The following is a 22,307-nucleotide window of genomic DNA, read 5'->3' as shown; positions in this document are numbered from 1 at the left end:
CAACTAATTTGCATCTGCCAACACCTCCTTGACGGACACGACATTGTCGATATACTGCCGCGCACGAAGGATTTCGGCTTCCTCGCCTTGCAGCTCGACGATCAAATGACCGAACGGAATGTCTTGAAGCTCCGTGATTTGCCCGTATAATACATTCACATCGACATCGAAACGTTTAGCCGCTTGCGATAAAACCGGTTTGCCGGCCAATTCCCCGACGAAAGTGACTCTAAAAATATTTTTGCTGCCCTCCTGGAGCATTTTCAAAACCGCATTCGGAATTTCGTCTTGCATGACGGAACGAACAAAATTTTGCGTCGTTTGCGTTTGCGGATTGGAAAACACGTCGAAAATCGAACCTTGCTCTATCACTTGGCCGCCTTCCATGACCGCGACACGGTTGCAAATGTCACGAATGACTTGCATCTCATGCGTAACGACGAGAATCGTAATGTTGTACTCCTTGTTGATCCGCCTCAGCAAATCTAAAATCGACTTCGTCGTCTGCGGATCAAGCGCTGACGTCGCTTCATCGCAAAGCAGCACGTCCGGCGAAGTCGCAAGCGCCCGGGCAATGCCGACTCTTTGCTTTTGGCCGCCCGACAATTGATCTGGATATTTATGCGCTTGATCTTCCAACCCGACGAACGACAGCAGCTCGGCGACGCGTTTTTCGATCGCCGCCTTGCTTTCCCCGCTGATTTTTAACGGAAAAGCGACGTTCGCGAAGATCGTCTTTGATTCCAACAGATTGAAATGTTGAAAAATCATCCCGATCTTCTTCCGCGCTTTACGCAGCTCCGCCTTTTTCAACGCGGTTAAATCCGTGTCGTCAATAATCACGCGCCCGCCTGTCGGCCGCTCCAACAAATTCACACAGCGCAGCAACGTGCTTTTCCCCGCGCCGCTGAACCCGATCACACCGAAAATATCGCCTTTGTGAATCGTTAAATCAACGTCGTGAATGGCTTTGACCTGGCGGCCGCCGCTCTCGTAAACTTTCGAAATGCTCTCCAACTGAATCATGGTATCCCTCGCTTTCCCAATCAAAAAACCCCCTCTTCGATAAGAAGAGGAGGTAGTAGAATACACGGGTATCTGCTAGCTTCTCTTCTTATCTTTCAAGCCGCAACGCTTGATGGAATTGGCACAGTATTTCAACGGTCGCTCGTTGAAACCCGCTGCCGAGGCTTCGAAGGGCCATGTCCCTCCACCTCTCGAGATAAGAAGAAAGTTGATGACTATTCATTTCTTGTGCAATGGCTACATTCTACTTTACATCCTTCGCGGCTGTCAACAATTTTTTGCGGATGAACGGTTTTTGGAGCTGTCCTAACTTCGTGGACAACTTCATACATATGAGAGGGGAGGTGAATGCGATGGACTCGCAAAAAGGAAAATCCGCCATCTTCATTGTCTTGTTTCTCATGTCGCTCAACTTGCATATCCAGTTCCCAATCTTCACCCCTTACGCGGTCGCGCTCGGCGCTTCGAGCTTTTTCATCAGTCTCATGATGAGCGGCTCTTCGTTCGCCAATCTCGGCGGCAACGTCATCGCCGGCCCATTCATCGACCGTATCGGCAAAAAGCCGTTCATCGTCGTGCCGCTCTTCCTTTCGGCTTTCCTCATGGCCGCTCACGCCGCCGTTGATGATCCTTTGCAGCTCATGTTCCTTCGCATCGCCAACGGCTTTGCGCTCGCCTTCTTGAGCCCCGCCTGCTTCGCCTTGCTGTCCGCATACGCGAAAACCAGCCGCCAGCAAGGCAAGAACATGGCCGTCAACGGCATCATGATCACGTTCGCCAACATCGCCGCCCCTTTCATCGGCGGCCATCTTGTCCACTATCTCAACTACCGCGGCACTTACGTGCTCATCGGCATTTTAATGGCCGTCTCAGCCGTCATCGCGCTTTATTTTATTAAAGAAATGGAACCGATCGTGCCCCACCGCAAAGAAAAAGCTTCCCTGGCGGCAATGATCGCCGATCGGAAGCTTTATCCCGTCTATTTTATCGGATTCGCCTTAATGTTCGGGCAAGGCACATTGTTTTATGAATTGCCGTTTCTGTCTGTGGAACAAGGATTGTCAACAACCGAAACCGGCAAACTGTTCAGTCTAATGGGTATCGGCACGTTCGCCAGCTTCAGCCTCTTCTGGCTCAACCGATTCTCGCCGCTGCTCCGCACCGCCGCCGGCATGCTTTTCAGCGCGCTGCTCTACTTCCAGCTCGCCTCCGGCTTCGCCGACGCTTCGCTCGGCACCGTCCTGTTCCTGCTCGGCGCCGCCTTCGGCTTGCTGTTTCCCGCGCTCACTACGCTCCTTACCGAAAAAGTCGGCAAGGAGCGGCACGGTTCGGCCTTCGGCCTTCTGTCCGCCGTCCTGTCGGCCGGCATCATCTTCAGTTCGCTCACAGCCGGAAGCGTTCGCGACTTTGTTTCACCTTATTATGCAGCGTTTCTTGTTTCCATCGCGGCCGTCGTCTACATCGTCTACGACTATCTCGGGGACCGCGAATCCGCTACTCCGGCAACAAAATTGTGATCCTTCCCCGGATCATGGTTTGCTTCGCTTACAGTTCTTTTGCGTTTTGCTTAACTTCTTCCGGAAGGGAGAGGGATTCCATCTGATTGATCTTGTCGTAATCGGCATCGACTTGAACATCGAACTTTACCGGTTTTCCATCCACCGTGACAGAAACATCCATTTTTACGGAAGCCTTTTTCAAATACAAATCCTTGTCAAGCTGCACGGTGTAATCAAATTGATTCACTTTTTCAATCGTAAACTGCCCCTCTTCGTTGTTTTCTTTCATCGCATCTTTCAAAACATCTTTTACCAACGACAATTGTTGTTCGGAAGAGGCTTCGTCAATGGCCGTGTGCAGCTTGTATCCTTCTTCAGTCCGCTCAAATTCAAATACGTCAGTGAATTGGTTGATCCTTTCGAGATCCTGTTCCATCGCTTTTGGATCCGTAAGCGCTTCGAGTTCTTCGACATCGGCGATACTCGTCTTCACCCATTGATCGGTTTCCGGATTCATAATGTAGGCATAGTCTTGGTTGAAATACATTTCAAGATCGCCTTCGATGGTGTGCATCGTCAACTGTGTGAGAAACGGATCTTTCTTGTATTTCATCGCAAAATTCATCGATTGATCCAGTTGTTGACCATTGGCTTCAATGTGCATGTTCATCTTCACGGCCGCTTTGAAGCTGTTGAAATCCTTCGATGCCGCCTGGTTAACGATTTCTTCTTTCGAAAGCTGCTGACCGCAAGCGCTCAATACGATAATGAACGCGGTCACCGCAGCCCACATAAATATTCTTTTCATCTGACCCCTCCTATTTTCGCCGCCTGTCTTTTTTATCGGCCAATCAAGGACCATCGTTTAAACCCGCCGACATTCCCCATATGAATGGGACAACCTGCTGCGGGATTCAGCGAATTCAGACGAAACCGCCCCCGCGAATTCAAGAGAAACGGTACACTTCCCGCACAAAAAACCCCCGCCGGTTCAGCGAGAACCGAACGGGAGCAGCCACCCGGACACTTTTATAAAATTAGCTTAAGCCTCGTTCACCTGCAAAACCGTCCGCAAGTACAGCTTCAGGCTCTCAATTTGATCTTTCAAGCGCATCCATTCGCCGTCGGCGATCGATCCTTGAATGATGAAACCGTCAATCACGTTGATGCAGAAAATGACGATGCCTTCAAGCGGCAGCAAGGGCCGGAACTCCCCGCGTTCCACGCCTTTTTGCAGAAAATCAACGAAAGCCGTGATCGAATGGGTCGCATTGCGCAGCATAAACTGCTTGCGGCCTTCATCCCGCCATGCTGTAACGGAATATTCATACGTCACAATGCCGAACCCGGGGTCCGTGTCTTCCAAAAACGAATCGACGAACGCCGCCAGTGCCGCCCAGACCGTATCATGCCGCTCAAGCAATCGATTTAATATAGCCGGGACTTCGCCAATGTTTCTCTCGTGAATCGCTTGAAGCATTTCTTCCGTATCGGAAAAATACGAATACACCCCGCCGCGGCTCATGCCGGATTCCTCGACAACGTCTTTCATCGTCGTAGGTTCGAATCCTTTTCGTTTGAAAACCCGCTCCGCGGCATCCAAAATTTCAGCCTTGCGCTTCTCGATGTGGGCCTGCGTCACCTTTGGCATTGATTTCCCCGCCTTGCATCCTTTTACGAAAACTATAAACGATGACGCCGATGAGGACAAGCAGCCCGCCCGAAATGACATACGTATTGACGACACCGAACCATTCCGTAAGGAACCCGCCGCCGAGCATGCCGGTCACCGCCGCCAAAGTCGTAACACTGCTGATCGTTCCGAACACCCGCCCTGTATAGTCACTCGGGGTTAATTTTTGCGCCATAACGTTGAACGGGATCAGTCCCATTCCGAAACAAAAACCAAAGACGATCCCCGCCGCCGGATAAAGGATCGAAACCCAAAGCATCGGCAAATGAATGCACAATCCGGCCATTATATAGCCGGCGCCGAGCCCTGCACTTGCGAGCGTCAATGCCGTCAAACACGATCGAATTTCTTTTTTGTTCAAATACAACGATGCAATGACGACGCCTGCACCGCTTCCGGCCATGATCCAACCGAGCACGTGAATCGGATCACCCGGAATTTCCCGAAGCAACACGACGAACTGCGAATCGCCAAGCTGCAGCACAAGAATCATCACCGCAAACACGATTAACCCAGTCAAGAGCGCAGGAATCTTTTTCATAAAAGTAAAACCGGCTTTGAATTGCCCGATCAACGAGGCCGACGCTTCCGAAGCCTCTACGGATACCTTCGCCCGTTTCACGGACTTCGGCACGCCGAGCAGCAACGCTGCCGAAGCCAAAAAGCTTAAGCTGTCGAGGTAAAACGACCATTGAATGCCGATCCCGGCGACAAGCAAGCCGCTGATGATTGGACCGACGATCTTCGCGCCGTTGTTGATCAGCTCGCTCGTCGCCACCGCCGGCTGCATGAGCTCGTCATCGACGATTTCCTTCAGCTTACCTTCCTTCGCCGGCTCGAACACAGCGGCAAACAGCGATTTCACGCAAAGGAGCGCGTATACTTGCCAGAGTTGCGTGGAAAACGCAACGCCGATGACGATGACGGCGCGAAGGATGTCGGCAGCGATCATCAAGTGTTTCCGTTCGAAGCGGTCGGCGAGTACGCCGGCGAACGAGCCGAACACGATCGACGGTACGGCGAGACAGAGCATCGTGATGGAGACAGCGATCGGTGAGCCGTGCCATTTGAGACCGACGAGCGCGAGCAGCGCGAGGATGTCAAGCCAATCGCCAAGATTCGAGATCGCCTGCGCGGACAGCAGATACATGTATTCCTTGCATTGCAGCAACTTTCGATTCATTTTGTTTCTCCTCTCGATGAATAAGAAAAACGCTGACGCGTTTTTTCATGAAATCAGATGCCGAACACCAAAATGACACCTGTGTCGTTATTATAAACGACACAGGTGTCATTTTGTCAAGAAGTTTTTTTCTTAGTTGCTGGAATGTTAACAGACTCGAGAAGCGTTGGTACACGTTTTTTGTGTGGCGTTTTCGGTACTTAAATCAAATACCTCTACCTAGATTATCATTCTCATGCCTATCCATGGTATGCCTATGGGGTTGAATCATCAGGCGGAGATGATTATACAACTGTTTCATCCTTTGGAGCGTTAATGGATTATCTTCGGGATCATTAGCATTGTTAGAGGTGCTGTTTCAACAGCACCTCTGAATTACAAAGCCTTATTTTGCTTTATCCAATCCTTACCACCATCGGTTGAAATATACAACCCACTATCCGTAAGTAAATAAGCGTGTGTTTCCGTGGTAACCTGGAGGTCGTATATACGATTAAATTGATTTAAATTTGCTATTTTCCCCCAACTTCGCCCTCCGTTGGCCGACCTATATAGTTTTTGATCCACAACAACCCATCCGTTTGATGGATTCAGGAAATCAATGATGATTTTTTGAGGATCGGATGTATCAAAAACGGTATTTCCGTTATAGGACCACTTGTCATCATTGTGTCCATATTGAAAAACAGAAAAAGTGGCTTCCCTTTCTTTGGCGTTATAATAGATTATCGGAAGTATGATAGTTTTTCCCGTTGAAAATGGCTTGCGTATGAATATTGAATTCTCTCGATTTTTTATTAAAGATAATCGAGTCCAATTATGCCCGCCATCGTTTGTTTCATAAAGTGCCGTTGTGGTTTGGTCAAAACCATCAGAGTTTTTAAGCCCCTTTTGTCCGATTGACCACCCTTTTTCCTCGTTCATGAAATATACCCATTTCGACTGCGACTGGTCAAGGTTGTTCGATTCAACAGCTTCCCATGTATGCCCCCCATCGTTTGTGTAATAAAGTTTCAGAGGCAAAACGCCTGATGTTTCGGAGAACTTGGAAGTGTACAACCAACCTTCTTTTTCATTTTGGAAAAATACATCCTCTATTCCGTAAGCATCAATATTACTGAGTGTTTCCAATCTCCAAGTGTTTCCCCCATTATTCGTCATGAACATTTTGATCGGTGAATTATTAGACTCTAGGACAAAGATGGATGCTGTTTTTTGGTTTAAAATAAACAATTTCATCGATGTTGGTTTATCCGGAAGCTCTTTCGGTGTGATATCCTTTGCTTTCTGCCAAGCATTTTCTGTTCTAAATATATGATTTTGTTGATTCATCGCCCAACCAACGTTTTTATTATTCATCTTCATCTTTACAAAATGATAGGATTCCTGTCTTTGAACCGGGTTTTGTTGTGAATGATTATTGTTTGAGTCATGACTGAACGATGGATTAGAACCTATTTCCTCATCATCTAGGATTAAACCACTTTGTATAAGGAAAAAACCAATAACAAAGACAAACAATGATGTGTTCACTGCAGTACTTAAAAACCTTGGAAACAACTTTTTTGGTTTTTGATGGTTTGTATTTTCACGAATATATTGGAGGACTCTTTGCTTATCAGCTTCGTTAGAAACGGGACGAGACCCTATGAACTTGTCGATTCTTATTTGAAGATCCTTATTCCTCAAAAAAATCACCTCTCAACTTCTCACCGATTTTCATTTTGGCTCGATGAAGCCTTGTTTTAACGGTTGACTGACCTGTACCTAAAACTTCACTGATTTCTTTGATTGAGAGATCTTTATAATAATAAAGAATGATCACTTCGCGATACTTAACCGGAAGGGAAAAAATGAGAGCACTTACTTCATCATTCTCTTGATTGTTCAAAAGTAATGTTTCTGGTGTCTCGTTGTTTGCTTGATGAAAGAATTGATTTGTAAGTGATACTTTTTTGTAATGCCAAGACTTCAAAAAATCTTTTGCTTTGTTAGCAGCAATACTTAAAATCCACGTTTTAATGCTGGCACTCTCTTTAAACGTATCAAGATTTAGATAAACAGCCAAAAAAGCATCTTGTACAATATCATCCGTATATGACCAATTTTTCACATACGTAAAAACGAACCTTTTAACATCTTCCATACATTCATCAATTAACAATTGAATTGCTTTATCTTTATTCGATTGTAATATCAATCCCTTTAAGCGATCTTCTTCATGCAATTGTTCACACCCCTTTCGGCATGCTTCACCGTATATACGACAGAGCGACAGTAAAGGTCCCATTTTATAAAAATGAGGATAAGAAACAACCAAAATCAATTTCCGGATAGAACAAATATAAATCTTGAACAGCCATTTAGATATTTGGTGACCGTTGGGAGATTTTCCAAACTTCTTTTAAGCGCTAATTAATAACGCAAATTTCCATTATTACTGATCCTTTCTTCAGTTCTCCGAATGATAAAGCAAAGACGGCCATCACTCAATCTTTTTCCGAATTATGATAAAATGAGAGAGATGCAAACTTACCTAAGGGGGAACTGATTTGGACCATTTCGAAACAAACCTGGAAAAATACGCAGAACTTGTTGTAAAAGTGGCATTGAACATCCAGGAAGGGCAAAAGTTGTATATCAACGCTTCGATCGAAAATGCCGATTTCGTGCAGTCGATCACGCGGAAAGCTTACCGCGCCGGGGCGAAGAAAGTTTACCCAAACTTGTACGATCCGATGATTCGCCGCATCACGTACGAAGAAGCGCCTAAAGACGGGCTGGCTGAGTTTCCGCAATGGCGTATTGACTGCTTTAACGAACTCATCGACGAAGGTGGAGCGTTCCTTGAAGTGGCCGCGCTCGATCCAGAGTTGCTGAAAGGCGTTGACGCCGACAGAATCTCCATTGCCCGCAAAGCCGAGGCTAAGGCGAAGACGCGATTCCAGAAAGCCCAGACGAACGGCGATATTTCCTGGTCGATCGTTTCCGTTCCATCGAAAAATTGGGCGGCCAAAATCTTCCCGGACGTTCCAACGAAACAGCAAACCGATGCACTTTGGGAGCAAATTTTCTATACGACCCGGGTCGATCAGGACGATCCCGTCGCCGCCTGGGAAAAGCACATTGATAAACTGACCGAAAAAGCGAATTATTTAAATGAAAAAAGATTCAAGGCGTTGCATTACAAAGCCGAAGGTACGAATTTAACAATTCAGCTCGCAGACGATCATGTATGGCGGGCAGCAAGTTTCGAGACGAAAAAAGGCAACCGGTTTTTGCCGAACGTGCCGACCGAAGAAGTTTTCACGATGCCTCATAAAGACGGCGTCAACGGCACCGTCTCAAGCACGAAACCGCTGAACTATCAAGGAAGCTTGATCGAGAACTTCACCTTAACGTTCAAGAATGGAGAAGTCGTCGATTTCAAAGCGGAAAAAGGCGAGGAATCGCTGAAAAATATTTTGGAAGCCGACGAAGGCTCGAAGCGGCTCGGCGAAGTGGCGCTTGTCCCGCACGACTCGCCGATCTCGAATTCCGGCTTAATCTTCTTCAATACGCTTTTCGATGAAAACGCTTCCTGCCATATTGCGCTTGGCCGGGCGCTGTTGTTGAACATGAAAGACGCCGAGGCAAAAAGCGATGAAGAAATGGCGGCGAAAGGTTTTAACTCCAGCATCATGCACGTCGACTTCATGATCGGTTCCGCCGAACTGGACATCGATGGGGAAACTTTCGACGGCGAGCGCGTGCCCGTCTTCCGCAAAGGCAATTGGGCGTTTTAAGCAACAAAAGACCCAAGACGATTCTGTTAATGGCAAAACGGCACGGCCGTTGTTGGATCCTTAGGTGGCGCGGCTTGTTGCGCCGTTCGATGGCGATGTCATTTTTTCGGAGGTGCCTCTAGATGCTGAAAAAACGGAAATGGGTGTGGTTATGTTCGCCCATCGCACTTGCATTTTGTTGCGTCATTTTATGGGGGCAATTCCACCAATACAAGACGATCCGAACCTTTAAAGAAAGCCCGTTTGTGATTCATGTGAAGAAAAATGAGATCGGTTGGCTCAATCTCGTCAAATTGAAAGCGGAGATCCTTTATACGGGATCCGAAAAGCGGAAGGTTTTCTTTGGGGAAAATGACATTGCGATCAAACAAGTGTTGAACGACAGCGGAAAAGCCGTAGATTTTCGCAGCGGCAGGAAGACGTCCGCCGGCACCGGCCATGCCCGCTATACAACGCACGGAGAGGCGCTCATCTTTTCTTCCGAGCGCATTCACTTGCCTTCGGGACGATATCGAATCGAGGCATTCCTGACCTTCCATACGAAACAAAAGACGTACGATATCCCCATCTTGATTTCTGTGGACCTCTGACCTGCATATGGGTTCATGCGCCAAGCAGGAATCCGAAAAAGGCAAGCAAAAGCCCGCCCAAGTAGCTGACCGCCAAATAAGCGGTCAGCTTTTTCTTTTCGCGCCAAAGCCGGACGTTTTCCAGGTTGAACGTGGAAAACGTCGTGAAAGCGCCCAAGAAGCCGGTACCGAGGAGCGATTGCCACGAGGCGTCGAGTCCGGAGGTGATGAGGACGCCGAGCAGGAAGGAGCCGAGCAAATTCACGAACAACGTTGCCGCAGGGAACGTTGTTCGGAAGCGGGCGCGGGCGAACTCGCTGACCGCGAAGCGGGCGACGGCGCCAAAGCAGCCTCCGAGCATGACAAGGACGGCCGTCATTCGGCTCCCTCCCTTCGTCGGACGAGACGTTTGCCGAGCAGGCAGCCAAGCGCGGCCGCCAGCAGGCCGCCGACCATGCTGGCGAGCCCGTACAAGAGGGCGAGCGCCCAATGGCCGCCGCGCAGCAGCTCGACCGTTTCGACGCTGAACGTGGAAAACGTCGTAAACGAGCCGATGAGGCCGGTGCCGATGGCGGCGGACAACTGGGGATGAAGGCGTCGCGCGGCTATGACGTATGTCGTGAACCAACCGAGGATGAAGGCGCCGGCGATGTTGGCGCAAAATGTGGCAGCAGGAAAAGCGCCTTCGGCGGCAGAGCCGTCGATGGCTGCGCTCAAACTATAGCGAAGCAGCGCGCCGAACATGCCGGCGATGCCGACGAGGATGAAGGTCATCGGGAGCCTCCTTGAGAAAGCAGACTCCCGCCGCCCACAGGCGGCAGGAGTCTTGCGGTCTTTAGTACGGCCATTATAACACGACGCGCGGTTATTTTGTTTCTTTTACGTAAACACGATGGGCTTTGAAAAACTTCGTTAAATCCTCGCCGCTCACCGCTTCCATCGTTTCGACGAATTCGGCCGTGGTGGAAATGGTCAATCGTTCCTTTTCGTAATACGTTTGCATTGCCTCGTAAAACGTTTTGTCGCCGATTTTTTTTCTTAGCTCATTCAACGTCTTCGCCCCGTAGCTGTAGATGACGTTAGCATACGCATGTTGCCCGTCTTTTCCGCGTTTAGCAAAGACGGACACCGGCGATGTCAGGTGATAAGGATCGCCGGGGGGTTCGACCCGGTTCAAATGGCCGAGGGCGTCGAGGCTCATTAAACTTGCGAACGTGGCGAACGATTCATCCAGCCACGGCTCGTCATATTCATTGTTGCCGACCGCTCCGTAAAACCATTGGTGAGCGATTTCATGGGCAACCGAGACCATGATGAAATCTTTGCCGAATGCTTCATTGAAGCTGATCATGACGAGCTGTGGATATTCCATCCCGCCGAACCAGCCTTTCATCGTGACGATATCAAGCTCCGGCCATGGATATTCGCCAAACTTTTCTTCGTACACTTTCAGAGCGTTGCGGGCGACGTCTTCCATGTCTGCCGCATAACGCGCTTGTTCGTCGGTGTAATACAAATTCACTTTGATGTCTTCGACGTCGAAAGCTTTAACTTTATAATTCGGATTCATTTCCAGCGCGAAATCCCTTACGTTTTCAGCCTTGTAATGATACGTCGTCGTGCCGTCGTCTTTTTTCGCTTGATCGGTCAAAACACCGGTAGCGGCAACGACCTGGCTGCTGCCGGTTGTTAAGGTCACATCAAAGTCGCTCGTTAACGAATAGAACGATTCCCCGCCGCTGAAGTAAGGGTCCAAATTCCAACCTTCTGCGTCATAAACAGCGGCAATCGGAAACCAGTTGCCGAGCGAGACGGTTTCATCAGACCACCCAAACCGGTCGCGTTTCTCCGGAACGTGGACAACAAAATGCATCGCGACGGTTGCACGCTCTCCTTCCGGAAAAGAGATCCCCGCGATTTCCAGTTTCGTCTTGTCGACGTTGAAATCGGCAGTCTTCCCGTTTACTTTCACACCGGAAATTTCGATGCCGCCTTCCTCGCCGAAAACGTCTGCGTTCGGCCACAGATTAAAGTAAATTTTATTCAACGGGCGATTCAACTGATTCGTGAGTTGTACGCGCATGTCTCCGCTGATTCGATGCTTGTCGGCATCGTATCGCAACTTCATCTCGTAATGCGGTTTCGCCGGTCCGTACCGCGCTTGATTTTGCATCGGTTTCTCATGTTTCTCATGTTGCGGTTCACCGGTTTCACGGATTCCCGGTTCGTTCTTCCCGTTCTCGTCAGTGCCATTCCCGCCGCCGCTGCACCCTGAAAGGATGGCGAGACTGACCCCTATCGGAACCATCCATCGAAATCTCATCGCTTCCCTCCTCAACCTTATGGATTCCACGTCGGAGTTCCTTATCCTTCCACCGCCGTCGAAAAAACTTGTATGTGAGGGAGGATTTTCTTGCAAAAAAGCTCATGATTTCCGAAGATTTCGTGTACAATGCTCGTATGGATCAATCATTTTCCGAAAGGAAGCCGACATGGAGAAAAGAGTTCTCGCCGTCAGCGACGTTCACGGCGAAGCCGACAAATTGGAACGACTATTGCAGAAAACCGGTTACGACCGGGAGAAAGATCAATTGATTTTGCTCGGCGATTACGTCGACCGCGGACCCGATTCCAAACGAACCGTGGAAAAAGTGATCGCGCTTCACAAGGAAGGAGCGATTGTGCTCAAAGGCAATCACGACGAAATGATGGAACAATCGTTTCGCGGGGAACGTGAGCGCTATTTGAACGTATGGCTGCTCAACGGGGGGCTGGAAACGTTGAAAGCCTACGGATATGACATTCCCGAAGCGGATGGGCGCATGCCCGAACTCGTGGAAAACGCTGCGGTGCGTGACCACCTTGATTTTTTTCAACAATTGCCGCTTGTCTACACGACCGAAGATTACATCTTCGCCCATGCCGGCGTCGATCCCGACAAACCGCTCGACGCTTGTGATGCCAACGTCTTGCTGTGGATTCGTGACCGCTTTCATGCTGGTTACAAAGGCGACAAAACTGTCGTCTTCGGCCATACGCCGACTTCGACCTTCCATGACAGCTGCGACGTTTATTTCGGTGACAACAACATCATCGGTATCGACGGGGGCTGCGTTTTCGGCGGCCGGTTGAACGCCCTTGAGCTTCCGAGCCGGAAAGTCTATTTCGTAGAGTAAACACGCCGCACGGCAGCGCTCAAGCATTTCTTTAGCGAAAAGGAATGCTTGTTTTTTTCTGCCAAAAAAATATATTTCAATAAAAAAATAGTCGTTTTCGATAATATTTTATTGCAAAACGATAAATTATATACTAAAATCAACTTACCAATTGATAAGCGGGGTGCTTTTAATGAAACAAGTGACCACACTCTTTTTGAAGATCGCCGTTATTTTTATCGGAATTCCGATCCTGGCTTTGTGCATTTTTTTCGTGCCGGAGTTAGGGAGGCATGCGGCGATAATGCTGCCGGCGTTCGCTTTTATTCAATATGTCGTTTGTGCCATTTTTTATGCATCGGCAATTGTTTTTTACTTCGCTCTGTACCAGGCGTTTAAACTTTTAAGCTACATCGACAAGAATAAAGCTTTCTCCGAGTTATCCGTAACAGCTTTAAAGAAAATCAAATACTGTGCCGTGACGATTTGCAGTTTGCACGCGCTCGTGTTGCCGCTCTTCTATGTCTATGCGGAGATTGACGACGCTCCGGGGGTTATTTTTGTCGGAATGGTGGTTCCTTTCGCTTCCCTGGTCATCGCGGTTTTTGCTGCTGTTCTGCAAAGACTTTTGCAAGAAGCGATCCAAATCAAATCCGAAAACGACTTAACGGTCTGAGGTGATAAACATGGCGATCATCATCAACATCGACGTGATGCTGGCGAAAAGGAAAATGAGCGTAACGGAACTCTCTGAGAAGGTGGGCATCACGATGGCTAATCTTTCTATTTTAAAAAATGGCAAGGCAAAAGCGATCCGCTTATCCACTTTGGAGGCGATTTGCAAAGCTTTGGAATGTCAGCCGGGGGACCTTTTGGAATACCGGAGCGAAGAAGACGCTTAAAGGAGGTCTAACAATGGACAGCAAAAATTGGATCAGTGAAAACTTAACGAACCCTCATGAGCTGGAAAAAATGTTTAGAAAAGACCCAAAAGCTTTTAAAAAGGCTTTCTCACAGGCTTGGGAACAAAACCCTGATTCGCCAGTTCTTGCGGTTTGGTATGAAAGATTGCATTTTAACGAGAAGGTAACTACAGAAAAAGCTTCCTTGTTTCATAAAGGCTTTTTAGCCATGGGCATTTTAGCCATATTCGCCGGAATCAGCACCCGGGTCCTTTTTCAATTTGTCGAACAGCAAGCCATAGCCCCCGTTAACCTTGCTTTTGGGATCTTGCCTTTTATTGCCGCTTATTTTGTCTACCGGCATCCGCCGAGAAAATATCTCCTTTACCTTCTTGGCGCGTTGTTCCTCATCTCGGCCGTTTATCTTAATTGGCTGCCCATGAATGAGAACGACAGTATTGTTCTAGCTTATTTACACCTTCCCATCTTCTTATGGGGATTGGTCGGGCTTGCTTTTACCGGGAATGAATTTGCTTTAGGGAGCAAACGATTAGGCTATCTTCAATTCAATTTGGAATTTGGCCTTCTTTACGCCGGAATGGCGGTCAGCGGAATGCTGCTCGCCTTATTGACGATCCAGTTATTTGGTTTGGTCGGCTTGGATATCGAACAGTTTTATTTCAGCAATATCGTTTTATTTGGGGCTGCCGCTCTCGCCATTGTGGCTGTGCACCTCGTCTCAAATCATCTTAAACTGGCGAAAAACATTACACCGTATCTTGCGAAAATCTTTGGTCCGCTTGTGCTCGTCACCTTGATCATTTATTTGATCACGATTGTTTGGATTGGAAAAAATCCATTCCTGGATCGCGATTTTCTGATCGTCTTTAACGGTATTCTTATTGGTGTCTTGGCAGTCACCTTGTTTTCCATCACGGAAAGAGACATCGACGAGAGAAAGAACCTCTCGGATTATATCAATTTTGCCTTGATTTTGATGGCTCTCATCATCGACAGTGTCGCGTTATCGGCCATTGTGTTCCGACTTTCTTCTTATGGGATTACGCCCAACCGAATGGCGGTTTTGGGCATAAACATCCTTGTCTGGGCCAATCTCATTTGGATTTTGCTCGCCTACGGGCGTTTTTTGGAAAACAAAACCGGGCCGTCCACGGTGCAGGATGCGGTGACAAAGTATTTGCCGGTTTATATCCTTTGGGCCGCTTTCGTAACCTTTACGTTTCCGCTCATTTTTTAAATGAGTAAAATGGGCCGTTTCACAGCGTGATGAAAGGGGGCCGGGGCGCAACGTCCAAATCTATCAAAAAGGAAGACGGGTATGAAAAACGAACCGATCATCAGCTTGCGGAACGTAACCAAGCGCATAGACAGATGCCCCGGGCGTCACTCTCGTCGGTCCGGTTGTTCCTTTTAACAGTCTGAGGTGAAAACACTCCCTTATCATGAACATTGACGTAATGCTGGCGAATAGGAAAATGAGCGTGTCGGAGCCTCACAGAAGGCGGCCATCCACGACGGCCATCCTTTCCTTTTTGAAAAACAGTAAAGCCACGTGGACGCTTAAGGGACTTTCATTTTATAAAATAAAACTCGCAAAAGCGCTGGGAGGCCCAAATGATGAGAGCCATAAAACAACTCGTTCGGTTTGGTTGGGAACAAGCGCTGTCCTGCTTGTTTCCCGTCGTGATCTTTGCCTCATTGGCCATTACGCAAATCCTACCGCTCCCCCTCCTGCCGAGGTATGACTGGCTGCTCCTCATCTGCCTGCTGATGCAGGTGTGGATGGTGCGTTCCGGGTTAGAAACGTTGGATGAGCTCAAGGTGATCACCCTATTCCACCTGATCGGACTGGCGCTTGAATTGTTCAAAGTACATATGGGTTCCTGGGCATATCCGGGGGAAGGCTATTCGAAAATGTTCGGAGTGCCTTTGTACAGCGGCTTCATGTACGCAAGCGTAGCGAGTTATCTTTGCCAGGCGTGGAGGAGGCTTAAGGTCGAACTCGTCAACTGGCCGCCGTTCTTGGCCGTTGTCCCGCTTGCAGCCGCGATTTACATAAATTTTTTCACCCACCATTATTGGCTCGACGTTCGCTGGTGGCTATCGTCCCTCGTCCTCATCGTCTTTTGGCGGTCATCGGTCACATTTGACGTCGGCGGAACGCGTTACCGCATGCCGCTTGCCCTCTCTTTTGTGCTCATCGGATTTTTTCTTTGGATCGCTGAAAATATCGCCACATTCTTTGGCGCATGGAAATATCCGTACCAAACCGATGCCTGGAGTCTCGTTCACGTGGGAAAAGTAAGTTCCTGGTTGTTGCTGGTGATCGTCAGCTTTCTTATCGTGGCGACGTTAAAGCAAGTGAAAGGTAGAACCCCTGCCCCACTCAAAAATAGACGACCCGAAAGAAATCTTCGAGCAACGGCGTTTACCCCGGAAAAAGGATCAGCAAGAAAAGCCTGACTGGTGCCAAGTGCGTGGCGGAAAACTGCCTTAGTTTTTGCTGCGCGTGAAAGTGCGGGTTATGTGCGATAGGACATCGCGCTTTTTGTGCCTGTCGACGCACGGAAAGTGCACGGTACGACCCATCCGGAGTTCCGGGTTGGGGCGGTGCCGTTTCGTGTCGTCACGGCGCCGATGTCGTGCCTCGATGTCACGATTATAGTGTAGAGGGAGGCATGGCCGGCGCCGGGCCATTGGCGATTATTGTCGTGTTGCGAAGATCAGGTCGTGCTCAGGCCGGAGTTCCGGTCGGTGCCTCGCCGTATAGTGTCCCCGGCGTCGAGATTGAGCTTCGATGAGACGATAATAGTGTAGTGGGAGGCTTGGCCGGCGCCGTGCCATTGGCGCCTATTGCCCTTGTCGACCTTCTTTTCCACTTAATCGTGTCCCCGGCGCCGACATTGAGCTTCGATGACACGATTTCTATCTCGGATGCGTGTCTTTTCCGAGATTTTCTGCTTTTTTCGTTCGATTTTCGCTGATTCCGCTTGGTTGAGCACGTCAGGCGAGGTCTGGAAATGAGTTATCCACAGATTCAAGCGTTGATTGGAGCGAAAATGACGTTGATTGGAGCAAAACTGGGGTTCTTTTGCGCCAAAACCGCATTGATTGGAGCAAAACCCGGCATGATTGGAGCAAAACAATACATGCACCATTTTTGGCCCTCGCCTATTGCCCTTCTGCGAAGATCAGGTCGTGCTCAGGCCGGAGTTCCGGTCGGTGCCTCGCCGTGTCGTGTCCCCGGCGTCGACATCGCGCCTCGATAACACGAAAAATACGGAAGGGGAAGGCTTGGCCGCGCGCCAAGCCATTGGTGCCTATTGCCTTGAGGGCAGCAACGCGAGCAACACGACGTAGGACAACGGATAAATAATAAAAATAAGAAGGAGTAACGCGTCCGCAACAACTCTGGCAGGGAAGGTCAGCGCTGCGAGCAATGGCGTTGCTCATATAAAAGATCTCCCGTTCATCACAACGGGAGATCTCTCCGCTTGAATATCACCACGGCCAACGCGTAGAAGACAATCCCGGCGGCCGCGAGGCCGATCGCGACAGCGGCGACGTTCACGTCGCCGGCGGCAATGTCGGATGGCGAAAACAACGAGAACGGCGTGACGTTGTGGAGCCAGTCGAGCTTCTCACTCATGTTGGCGGCGAAATTGGCCATGAAGAACAAGACGGTGAACAGGCCGGAGATGCCGAGGGCCTGTTTCTCGTCGTTCGCGATGCACGAAATCATGAAGCTGTAGCCGCCAACGACGAAGAAGAGCAGGAAACCGATCAGGTTGATCTGCAAGAAGGCCGACACGTCGAAATCCGACGTGTCGACGAGCCAGCGCGCGCCGAGCAGGCCGGCGGCGGTCGTGAGCAGAGCGATGAGCGCCAGGCCGAAGACGAGGAGCGCGGCTTGGGTGACGGCGATCCGCGCCCGCGAAGCGGGGGTGGAGAGCAGGAAGGCCATCGAGCCGCGGTCGACGAGGCGGGCGAGGAGCTGGGTCGCCATGAGCACGCAGTAGATCATGAGAATGAGAACGAAGATGAGGCCGTAGTATTCGCCGGCGAGGAAGCCGTTCAGGCCTTGGATGCCTTGTTCGAGGCCGAAGGCGCTCAGGAAGTTTTCAGGCATCGTTTTCAGCATTTCGTTCATCAAGTTGGCATCGGCAATCATCGGGTAGAGCCAGATGCAAAGCCATAAGTAGAGCGCCGAACCAAATGCGTAGCTTGCGATCGTTCGTCCATTCAATCGCAGCATGGAGCGAAACAGGGCTCGATTCATCGGGCGGAAGCCTCCTTCTGGTCGTAATAATGCATGAATATGTCTTCAAGATTTTGCGTGTGGACATCGAGCGACTGGACGCCGCAGCGAGATAATTTTTCGATAAAAGTTTCGTAGTCGCCCTGGACACGTACTTTGGCGCGGAGGCCGTTCACATCGAAGACGTCGAGGCCTGAATGCCGGAGCCGCGCCATGCCGGCTTCTTCCTTCACCGCCACTTCGAAGATTTTCGTTTGCACGGCACGCAAATCGCGCACGTTTTCAACGGCGACCAACCGGCCATTTTTTATGATGCCGGCTCGATCGCAGCTGCGGTCAATTTCGGCGAAGCTGTGCGAGCTCATCAAGATCGTCTTCCCTTTCTCTTTCTCTTCGATTACGAGATCGATGAACACCGACTGCATAAGCGGATCGAGGCCCGACGTCGGTTCATCCAATATTAAAATGTCCGGATCGTGCATGAACGCTGCCACGATTCCGAGCTTTTGCTTCATCCCTTTCGACATCTTGCGAATCGACGCTTTCACGTCGAATTGCAATCGCTCGATCAACTCGTCGCGCCTCGACAAATCTTTCATGCCGCGCATCCCGGCAAGCAGTTCGAGAAATTGCCGGCCGTTTAAGTCGTCCATGAATGCCATTTCTCCCGGCAAATACCCGACATCTTTTTGAATCTGCGCCCGATCGCCCCAACAATCAAGCCCGTTAATCGCTGCAGAACCGGAAGTCGGCTTCATAAAGCCCATCAAATGGCGGATTGTCGTTGATTTCCCGGCACCGTTCGGCCCGAGATAGCCGAACACTTCCCCTTCCTTCACGTCGAAGGACAGATCGAAAATGCCTTTGCCGCCGCCGAAATGCTTCGTTACGTTTTCCATGTGAATGCCCATGAGCGTTCACCTCGCTTGCGAATTTTATGAAATGATTCCATTTATAGATTTCATTTTATTCCTCAAAATCGCTGCCGTCAACTATTTTATGAAATATTTTGTTTGTGATAGTACAAAATTTCTAGTATGCTGAATAAAGAGGTGAAGGACGATGGACGGATTTGAACGGCGCCGCGAACGGAAGAAAGAAAGCATTCGCCGCGCAGCCCTCGAGCTGTTTTCCAAGCACGGTGTGCAAAAGGTGAGCATCGCGGAAATTGCCGAGAAGGCAAACGTTTCCCAAGTGACGATCTACAATTATTTCGGCAGCAAAGACGACCTGCTTCGTGACGTGGTTCAAGCGTTCATGGATGAAATTTGGAAAGAATATGAGGAGCTTCTCAAGAGCGATCGACCGTTTCCGGAAAAAATCAAGCAACTGATCGTAAAGGAAGCGAAGTACGCCGAAACGATCAACCCGGATTTCCTGCAGGCGATGATGTCGGACGACCCACACATCCAGCAGCTGTTCAATAACTTTTATGAAAAAATTTATGTCCCTGCCCTGATGACGTTCTTTGACGAAGGCCGAAAAGCGGGCTATGTGAAGCAAGATATTTCCAACGAAGCGCTGCTCATTTACATGAACATCCTAAAAGACGGAATGCGCCCGGAAATGTTCTCGGACCAGCAGCAAAACGTCCGCTTGTCGAAGGAATTGATTGAGTTGTTCTTCTACGGGCTGCTTGAGAAAAAAACAGAGGAGGACGCATGATGGCGGATGAGGAAAAAGGTATTTATACCGACTTTCAAGAACGGATGACGTATGGAGATTATTTGGACTTGGACCGTTTGTTGTCCGCACAAAATCGGCTCTCGGGACATCATGACGAGATGCTGTTCATCGTGATCCATCAAGTCAGCGAGCTTTGGATGAAGCTCATTTTGCATGAACTCGAAGCCGCCATTCAGGCGATCGAAAACGACCAGTTGCCGGAAGCGTTTAAAATGCTCGCCCGCGTCTCGAACATCCAGGAGCAAATTATCAAATCGTGGGACGTCCTGTCGACGATGACACCGGCCGAATACATGGAATTTCGCAACCATCTCGGGCAAGCCTCCGGCTTTCAGTCGTTCCAATACCGCATGATCGAATTCGCACTCAGCCACAAAACGAAACACGTCTTGGCGATTTATAAAAAAGACCCCGAATTAAGCAAGCGTTTATTGAAGGCATACGAATCGCCCGGCCTGTATGATGTTTCGATCCGCGCGCTGGCGCGTGCCGGTTTTCCGATTGACCGCGACGTGTTGGAGCGCGATGTCAGCACGCCATACATGCCGAACGACAGCGTGCTGCAAGCGTGGCTGGCCGTTTATCGCAACGTCGACAAGTATTGGGATTTGTACGAACTCGCCGAAAAACTCGTCGACCTCGAAGACTGGATGCAGCAGTGGCGGTTCCGCCACATGAAAACGGTCGAACGCATCATCGGCCATAAAAAAGGCACCGGCGGCTCATCCGGCGTCGGCTATTTGAAAAGAGTGCTCGACCACCGCTTCTTCCCCGAACTTTGGGACGTCCGCACCGAACTGTAAACGTGTTGCGCCTTCGGTGCTGTAACGGAACTCAGATGCGTGAGTTCCGTTAGAATACGTGTCAATTGCCGGCGCTTACGCAAATTCCCTCTAACGGACATCTGGTCCTCTTAAAAGCGAAAAAAGTGCGCCTGAAAAATGTAACGGACATCTGATCCTCTTAGAAGGTTTCAGCCAGTTGAAACGATCAAGAAAAGTGCGCTAAGAGGATTTAATGTCCGTTAGAATAAAAAAGTTCCTAATCATGCGCGCTAAGGTGACCCAATGTCCGTTAGCGCGCAAATTTCCGTGACACGACGAACGGAACCGATCACATCGGTTCCAAGAGCCGCTGCCCGATGTATTCTCCTTTGCGCACGCCGCCCGGGCAAGCGAACATGCCGGAAGCGACGTGTTTCGTGTATTCATTTAAAGCGTCTTTTTTGCTTAAAAGGCGCAACATCGGGATAAAAGATTCATCCGGATTGCGCTGGAAGCTTAAGAACAACAAGCCGGCATTTACATTCCCTGTTCGTTCATCAATGCCGTCTGTATACGAATAGCCGCGGCGATAAATTTGCTTGTCGGTGCTTTTTGCCAAACGCACATGCGAATTCGGCGGCAGCTTCGACACGTCGACCTCCGCCTGTTCGTTCGCCTTCCCGTACGGGGCGCCGCTTAATTTTTTCCGGCCGAATGTATCTTCTTGATCTTTCAACGAAGATCGGTCCCACACTTCCAAGAACATCTGGATTTTCCGGTACGCCATGTATGTGCCGCCCTTCATCCAAGCCGGTTCGCCGTGTCCGGCCCAAACGATCCGTTTCAACGCCTCCGCATCGCTCCCGCTCACGTTTGCCGTCCCGTCTTTGAAGCCGAACAAGTTTCGCGGTGTCTTGCCGTCCGGCGCGCTCATGAATCCTTCCTTCGTCCATTTCACGACGGCGGTGCCGGTCGCGCTGCGAATCAAATTGCGAATCGCGTGAAACACGACTTGCTGGTCGTTTGCACACACTTGCACGCAAAGGTCGCCGCCGGACAAACCGGCATCTAAGTCGTCATGCGGCATGCGCGGAATGTCGCGCAAATGCCGCGGCGCGCGCGAAGCGACGCCGAAGCGGTCGCGGCCGCCGCGCTTGAAAAACGTCGGTCCGAAGCCGACCGTGACGGTCAATTTCGCCGGACCGAGGTCGATCGCTTCCCCCGAATCTTTCGGGGGTAGCCATTCGTTTGCTTGCGCGGGATGGAAGATCCCCTTCGACCATTGCTCCGCGCTGCGCGTCCATTGTTTCAGCAGCGCGATGACGTCGCTGCGTTTGTCGCTGACAATGTCAAAGCCGGCAAGGTACACGTACGTTTGCTGCGGCGTGATGATGCCGGCTTGATGATTGCCGTAAAAAGGAACGACAGCATCGGCGGTCGTCTCCTTGGATGCAGCCATATGATCCATCATTTGCACCAGCGAGCCGAAGCCGCTGGCACCGATGGCAATCCCGGTGCCAGCGGCGGCTGACATTTTTAACATTTCCCGTCTCGAATACTCTTTCTTCTCACCCATCGCCTGACGTCCCCCGTGCTTACTGAAAGATTTTCGCCGTTTGCGCCATCAGCTCGGAAAGATGACTTAACTTATTACTCAGCTTGCGCACCTCATCTTTGCTGAGCTTCGTGTAGCTGACGTAGGCGCCATTCTCTTTTTTATACTGGTCGAGCTTTTCATAAAAGGAATCAAAAGCTTTCTCAAGCTT

24 protein-coding genes, 1 pseudogene and 1 riboswitch are annotated in these 22,307 nt (G+C 49.8%); of the genes and pseudogenes, 13 read left to right on the top strand and 12 right to left on the bottom strand.

Translation table 11 applies throughout. The features are described from left to right. Positions 1–3 precede the first annotated feature (3 nt). Entirely contained in the window at positions 4–1,026 is a 1,023-nt protein-coding gene (locus tag VFK44_09445) for a methionine ABC transporter ATP-binding protein (GenBank protein HET7628597.1), read from the bottom strand. An 85-nt stretch (positions 1,027–1,111) separates the two neighbouring features. Next, a riboswitch (SAM riboswitch) is annotated at positions 1,112–1,229 on the bottom strand. Between the two features lie 150 nt (positions 1,230–1,379). On the opposite strand from VFK44_09445, the gene VFK44_09440 reads away from it, so the two are divergent. Next, positions 1,380–2,543 carry an MFS transporter gene (locus VFK44_09440; protein ID HET7628596.1) on the top strand — a complete coding sequence of 388 codons (1,164 nt, stop codon included), beginning with the start codon at positions 1,380–1,382 and terminating at the stop codon, positions 2,541–2,543. A 28-nt stretch (positions 2,544–2,571) separates the two neighbouring features. Here the strand turns inward: VFK44_09440 and VFK44_09435 are convergent, their stop codons facing one another. The 5 genes from VFK44_09435 to VFK44_09415 all read right to left on the bottom strand — a co-directional run bounded on the left by VFK44_09435 (position 2,572) and on the right by VFK44_09415 (position 7,628). Then, entirely contained in the window at positions 2,572–3,333 is a 762-nt protein-coding gene (locus VFK44_09435; GenBank protein ID HET7628595.1) for a DUF6612 family protein, read from the bottom strand. Between the two features lie 234 nt (positions 3,334–3,567). Beyond that, positions 3,568–4,176, bottom strand: a complete 609-nt coding sequence (locus VFK44_09430) for a TetR family transcriptional regulator (protein HET7628594.1) — start codon at positions 4,174–4,176, stop codon at positions 3,568–3,570. Further along, entirely contained in the window at positions 4,133–5,401 is a 1,269-nt protein-coding gene (locus VFK44_09425; GenBank protein HET7628593.1) for an MFS transporter, read from the bottom strand. Before VFK44_09425 ends, VFK44_09430 begins: the two co-directional genes overlap by 44 nt. Positions 5,402–5,776: 375 nt before the next feature. Then, positions 5,777–7,090: a hypothetical protein gene (locus tag VFK44_09420; protein HET7628592.1), complete on the bottom strand. Its 1,314-nt coding sequence runs from the start codon at positions 7,088–7,090 to the stop codon at positions 5,777–5,779. Then, positions 7,080–7,628 carry a sigma-70 family RNA polymerase sigma factor gene (locus tag VFK44_09415; GenBank protein ID HET7628591.1) on the bottom strand — a complete coding sequence of 183 codons (549 nt, stop codon included), beginning with the start codon at positions 7,626–7,628 and terminating at the stop codon, positions 7,080–7,082. Before VFK44_09415 ends, VFK44_09420 begins: the two co-directional genes overlap by 11 nt. Before the next feature lie 325 nt (positions 7,629–7,953). On the opposite strand from VFK44_09415, the gene VFK44_09410 reads away from it, so the two are divergent. After that, on the top strand, positions 7,954–9,186 hold the full coding sequence (locus VFK44_09410; protein ID HET7628590.1) for an aminopeptidase: 1,233 nt from the start codon (positions 7,954–7,956) through the stop codon (positions 9,184–9,186). 122 nt (positions 9,187–9,308) lie between these two features. After that, positions 9,309–9,776 carry a hypothetical protein gene (locus tag VFK44_09405; GenBank protein ID HET7628589.1) on the top strand — a complete coding sequence of 156 codons (468 nt, stop codon included), beginning with the start codon at positions 9,309–9,311 and terminating at the stop codon, positions 9,774–9,776. A gap of 13 nt (positions 9,777–9,789) precedes the next feature. Here VFK44_09405 and crcB (VFK44_09400) read toward each other — a convergent pair whose 3' ends face one another. The 3 genes from crcB (VFK44_09400) to VFK44_09390 all read right to left on the bottom strand — a co-directional run bounded on the left by crcB (VFK44_09400) (position 9,790) and on the right by VFK44_09390 (position 12,078). Then, on the bottom strand, positions 9,790–10,134 hold the full coding sequence (gene crcB / locus VFK44_09400) for a fluoride efflux transporter CrcB (protein HET7628588.1): 345 nt from the start codon (positions 10,132–10,134) through the stop codon (positions 9,790–9,792). Then, positions 10,131–10,529, bottom strand: coding sequence for a fluoride efflux transporter CrcB (gene crcB / locus VFK44_09395; protein ID HET7628587.1), 399 nt, complete (start codon positions 10,527–10,529; stop codon positions 10,131–10,133). Before crcB (VFK44_09395) ends, crcB (VFK44_09400) begins: the two co-directional genes overlap by 4 nt. 91 nt (positions 10,530–10,620) lie before the next feature. Further along, complete coding sequence (locus VFK44_09390) at positions 10,621–12,078, bottom strand: M1 family metallopeptidase (protein HET7628586.1); 1,458 nt, start codon at positions 12,076–12,078, stop codon at positions 10,621–10,623. Positions 12,079–12,247: 169 nt separating this feature from the next. Between VFK44_09390 and VFK44_09385 the strand changes: the two genes are divergently transcribed. The 8 genes and pseudogenes from VFK44_09385 to VFK44_09350 all read left to right on the top strand — a co-directional run bounded on the left by VFK44_09385 (position 12,248) and on the right by VFK44_09350 (position 17,102). Continuing rightward, positions 12,248–12,931 (top strand): metallophosphoesterase family protein, encoded by a 684-nt coding sequence (locus VFK44_09385; protein ID HET7628585.1) that lies wholly within the window; start codon positions 12,248–12,250, stop codon positions 12,929–12,931. A 172-nt stretch (positions 12,932–13,103) separates the two neighbouring features. Continuing rightward, positions 13,104–13,586, top strand: coding sequence for a DUF2975 domain-containing protein (locus tag VFK44_09380; protein ID HET7628584.1), 483 nt, complete (start codon positions 13,104–13,106; stop codon positions 13,584–13,586). A gap of 10 nt (positions 13,587–13,596) precedes the next feature. Beyond that, a complete protein-coding gene (locus VFK44_09375) occupies positions 13,597–13,812 on the top strand; it encodes a helix-turn-helix transcriptional regulator (protein HET7628583.1) in 216 nt (71 codons plus the stop codon). A gap of 13 nt (positions 13,813–13,825) precedes the next feature. Next, positions 13,826–15,070: a DUF4153 domain-containing protein gene (locus VFK44_09370; protein ID HET7628582.1), complete on the top strand. Its 1,245-nt coding sequence runs from the start codon at positions 13,826–13,828 to the stop codon at positions 15,068–15,070. A gap of 205 nt (positions 15,071–15,275) precedes the next feature. Next, positions 15,276–15,383: pseudogene (locus VFK44_09365) on the top strand (transcriptional regulator). Positions 15,384–15,450: 67 nt separating this feature from the next. Continuing rightward, a complete protein-coding gene (locus VFK44_09360) occupies positions 15,451–16,296 on the top strand; it encodes a DUF817 domain-containing protein (GenBank protein HET7628581.1) in 846 nt (281 codons plus the stop codon). A 215-nt stretch (positions 16,297–16,511) separates the two neighbouring features. Next, positions 16,512–16,634 (top strand): hypothetical protein, encoded by a 123-nt coding sequence (locus tag VFK44_09355; GenBank protein HET7628580.1) that lies wholly within the window; start codon positions 16,512–16,514, stop codon positions 16,632–16,634. Between the two features lie 219 nt (positions 16,635–16,853). Next, entirely contained in the window at positions 16,854–17,102 is a 249-nt protein-coding gene (locus tag VFK44_09350; protein HET7628579.1) for a hypothetical protein, read from the top strand. Positions 17,103–17,305: 203 nt separating this feature from the next. Here VFK44_09350 and VFK44_09345 read toward each other — a convergent pair whose 3' ends face one another. Both VFK44_09345 and VFK44_09340 read right to left on the bottom strand, forming a co-directional pair. After that, positions 17,306–18,112 carry an ABC transporter permease subunit gene (locus VFK44_09345; GenBank protein ID HET7628578.1) on the bottom strand — a complete coding sequence of 269 codons (807 nt, stop codon included), beginning with the start codon at positions 18,110–18,112 and terminating at the stop codon, positions 17,306–17,308. Further along, the gene (locus VFK44_09340; protein HET7628577.1) at positions 18,109–19,002 is read right to left on the bottom strand and encodes an ABC transporter ATP-binding protein; all 894 of its coding nucleotides are present in this window, start codon (positions 19,000–19,002) and stop codon (positions 18,109–18,111) included. Before VFK44_09340 ends, VFK44_09345 begins: the two co-directional genes overlap by 4 nt. Before the next feature lie 151 nt (positions 19,003–19,153). Between VFK44_09340 and VFK44_09335 the strand changes: the two genes are divergently transcribed. Together VFK44_09335 and kynA are read left to right on the top strand one after the other, a co-directional pair. Next, the gene (locus VFK44_09335; protein ID HET7628576.1) at positions 19,154–19,756 is read left to right on the top strand and encodes a TetR/AcrR family transcriptional regulator; all 603 of its coding nucleotides are present in this window, start codon (positions 19,154–19,156) and stop codon (positions 19,754–19,756) included. Continuing rightward, complete coding sequence (gene kynA / locus VFK44_09330; GenBank protein HET7628575.1) at positions 19,753–20,580, top strand: tryptophan 2,3-dioxygenase; 828 nt, start codon at positions 19,753–19,755, stop codon at positions 20,578–20,580. Before VFK44_09335 ends, kynA begins: the two co-directional genes overlap by 4 nt. A 310-nt stretch (positions 20,581–20,890) precedes the next feature. Here the strand turns inward: kynA and efeB are convergent, their stop codons facing one another. After that, on the bottom strand, positions 20,891–22,117 hold the full coding sequence (gene efeB, locus VFK44_09325) for an iron uptake transporter deferrochelatase/peroxidase subunit (protein ID HET7628574.1): 1,227 nt from the start codon (positions 22,115–22,117) through the stop codon (positions 20,891–20,893). Positions 22,118–22,307: the final 190 nt, after the last annotated feature.

It is taken from the genome of Bacillales bacterium (genome assembly GCA_035700025.1).
Lineage (GTDB): Bacteria > Bacillota > Bacilli > Bacillales > DASSOY01 > DASSOY01.
The sequence above is the reverse complement of the archived record's forward strand: the minus strand, read 5'-3'. Positions and strand labels throughout refer to the sequence as shown.

Bases quoted from the DNA above. Each gene is read 5' to 3' on its own strand.
- VFK44_09430 (HET7628594.1), bottom strand. From the start codon at position 4,176: ATGCCAAAGGTGACGCAGGCCCACATCGAGAAGCGCAAGGCTGAAATT.
- VFK44_09380 (HET7628584.1), top strand. From the start codon at position 13,104: ATGAAACAAGTGACCACACTCTTTTTGAAGATCGCCGTTATTTTTATC.
- VFK44_09345 (HET7628578.1), bottom strand. From the start codon at position 18,112: ATGAATCGAGCCCTGTTTCGCTCCATGCTGCGATTGAATGGACGAACG.
- VFK44_09385 (HET7628585.1), top strand. From the start codon at position 12,248: ATGGAGAAAAGAGTTCTCGCCGTCAGCGACGTTCACGGCGAAGCCGAC.
- VFK44_09375 (HET7628583.1), top strand. From the start codon at position 13,597: ATGGCGATCATCATCAACATCGACGTGATGCTGGCGAAAAGGAAAATG.
- crcB (HET7628587.1), bottom strand. From the start codon at position 10,529: ATGACCTTCATCCTCGTCGGCATCGCCGGCATGTTCGGCGCGCTGCTT.
- efeB (HET7628574.1), bottom strand. From the start codon at position 22,117: ATGGGTGAGAAGAAAGAGTATTCGAGACGGGAAATGTTAAAAATGTCA.
- VFK44_09370 (HET7628582.1), top strand. From the start codon at position 13,826: ATGGACAGCAAAAATTGGATCAGTGAAAACTTAACGAACCCTCATGAG.
- kynA (HET7628575.1), top strand. From the start codon at position 19,753: ATGATGGCGGATGAGGAAAAAGGTATTTATACCGACTTTCAAGAACGG.
- VFK44_09425 (HET7628593.1), bottom strand. From the start codon at position 5,401: ATGAATCGAAAGTTGCTGCAATGCAAGGAATACATGTATCTGCTGTCC.
- VFK44_09335 (HET7628576.1), top strand. From the start codon at position 19,154: ATGGACGGATTTGAACGGCGCCGCGAACGGAAGAAAGAAAGCATTCGC.
- VFK44_09435 (HET7628595.1), bottom strand. From the start codon at position 3,333: ATGAAAAGAATATTTATGTGGGCTGCGGTGACCGCGTTCATTATCGTA.
- crcB (HET7628588.1), bottom strand. From the start codon at position 10,134: ATGACGGCCGTCCTTGTCATGCTCGGAGGCTGCTTTGGCGCCGTCGCC.
- VFK44_09405 (HET7628589.1), top strand. From the start codon at position 9,309: ATGCTGAAAAAACGGAAATGGGTGTGGTTATGTTCGCCCATCGCACTT.
- VFK44_09360 (HET7628581.1), top strand. From the start codon at position 15,451: ATGAGAGCCATAAAACAACTCGTTCGGTTTGGTTGGGAACAAGCGCTG.
- VFK44_09445 (HET7628597.1), bottom strand. From the start codon at position 1,026: ATGATTCAGTTGGAGAGCATTTCGAAAGTTTACGAGAGCGGCGGCCGC.
- VFK44_09340 (HET7628577.1), bottom strand. From the start codon at position 19,002: ATGGGCATTCACATGGAAAACGTAACGAAGCATTTCGGCGGCGGCAAA.
- VFK44_09350 (HET7628579.1), top strand. From the start codon at position 16,854: ATGAGTTATCCACAGATTCAAGCGTTGATTGGAGCGAAAATGACGTTG.
- VFK44_09355 (HET7628580.1), top strand. From the start codon at position 16,512: ATGGCCGGCGCCGGGCCATTGGCGATTATTGTCGTGTTGCGAAGATCA.
- VFK44_09390 (HET7628586.1), bottom strand. From the start codon at position 12,078: ATGAGATTTCGATGGATGGTTCCGATAGGGGTCAGTCTCGCCATCCTT.
- VFK44_09440 (HET7628596.1), top strand. From the start codon at position 1,380: ATGGACTCGCAAAAAGGAAAATCCGCCATCTTCATTGTCTTGTTTCTC.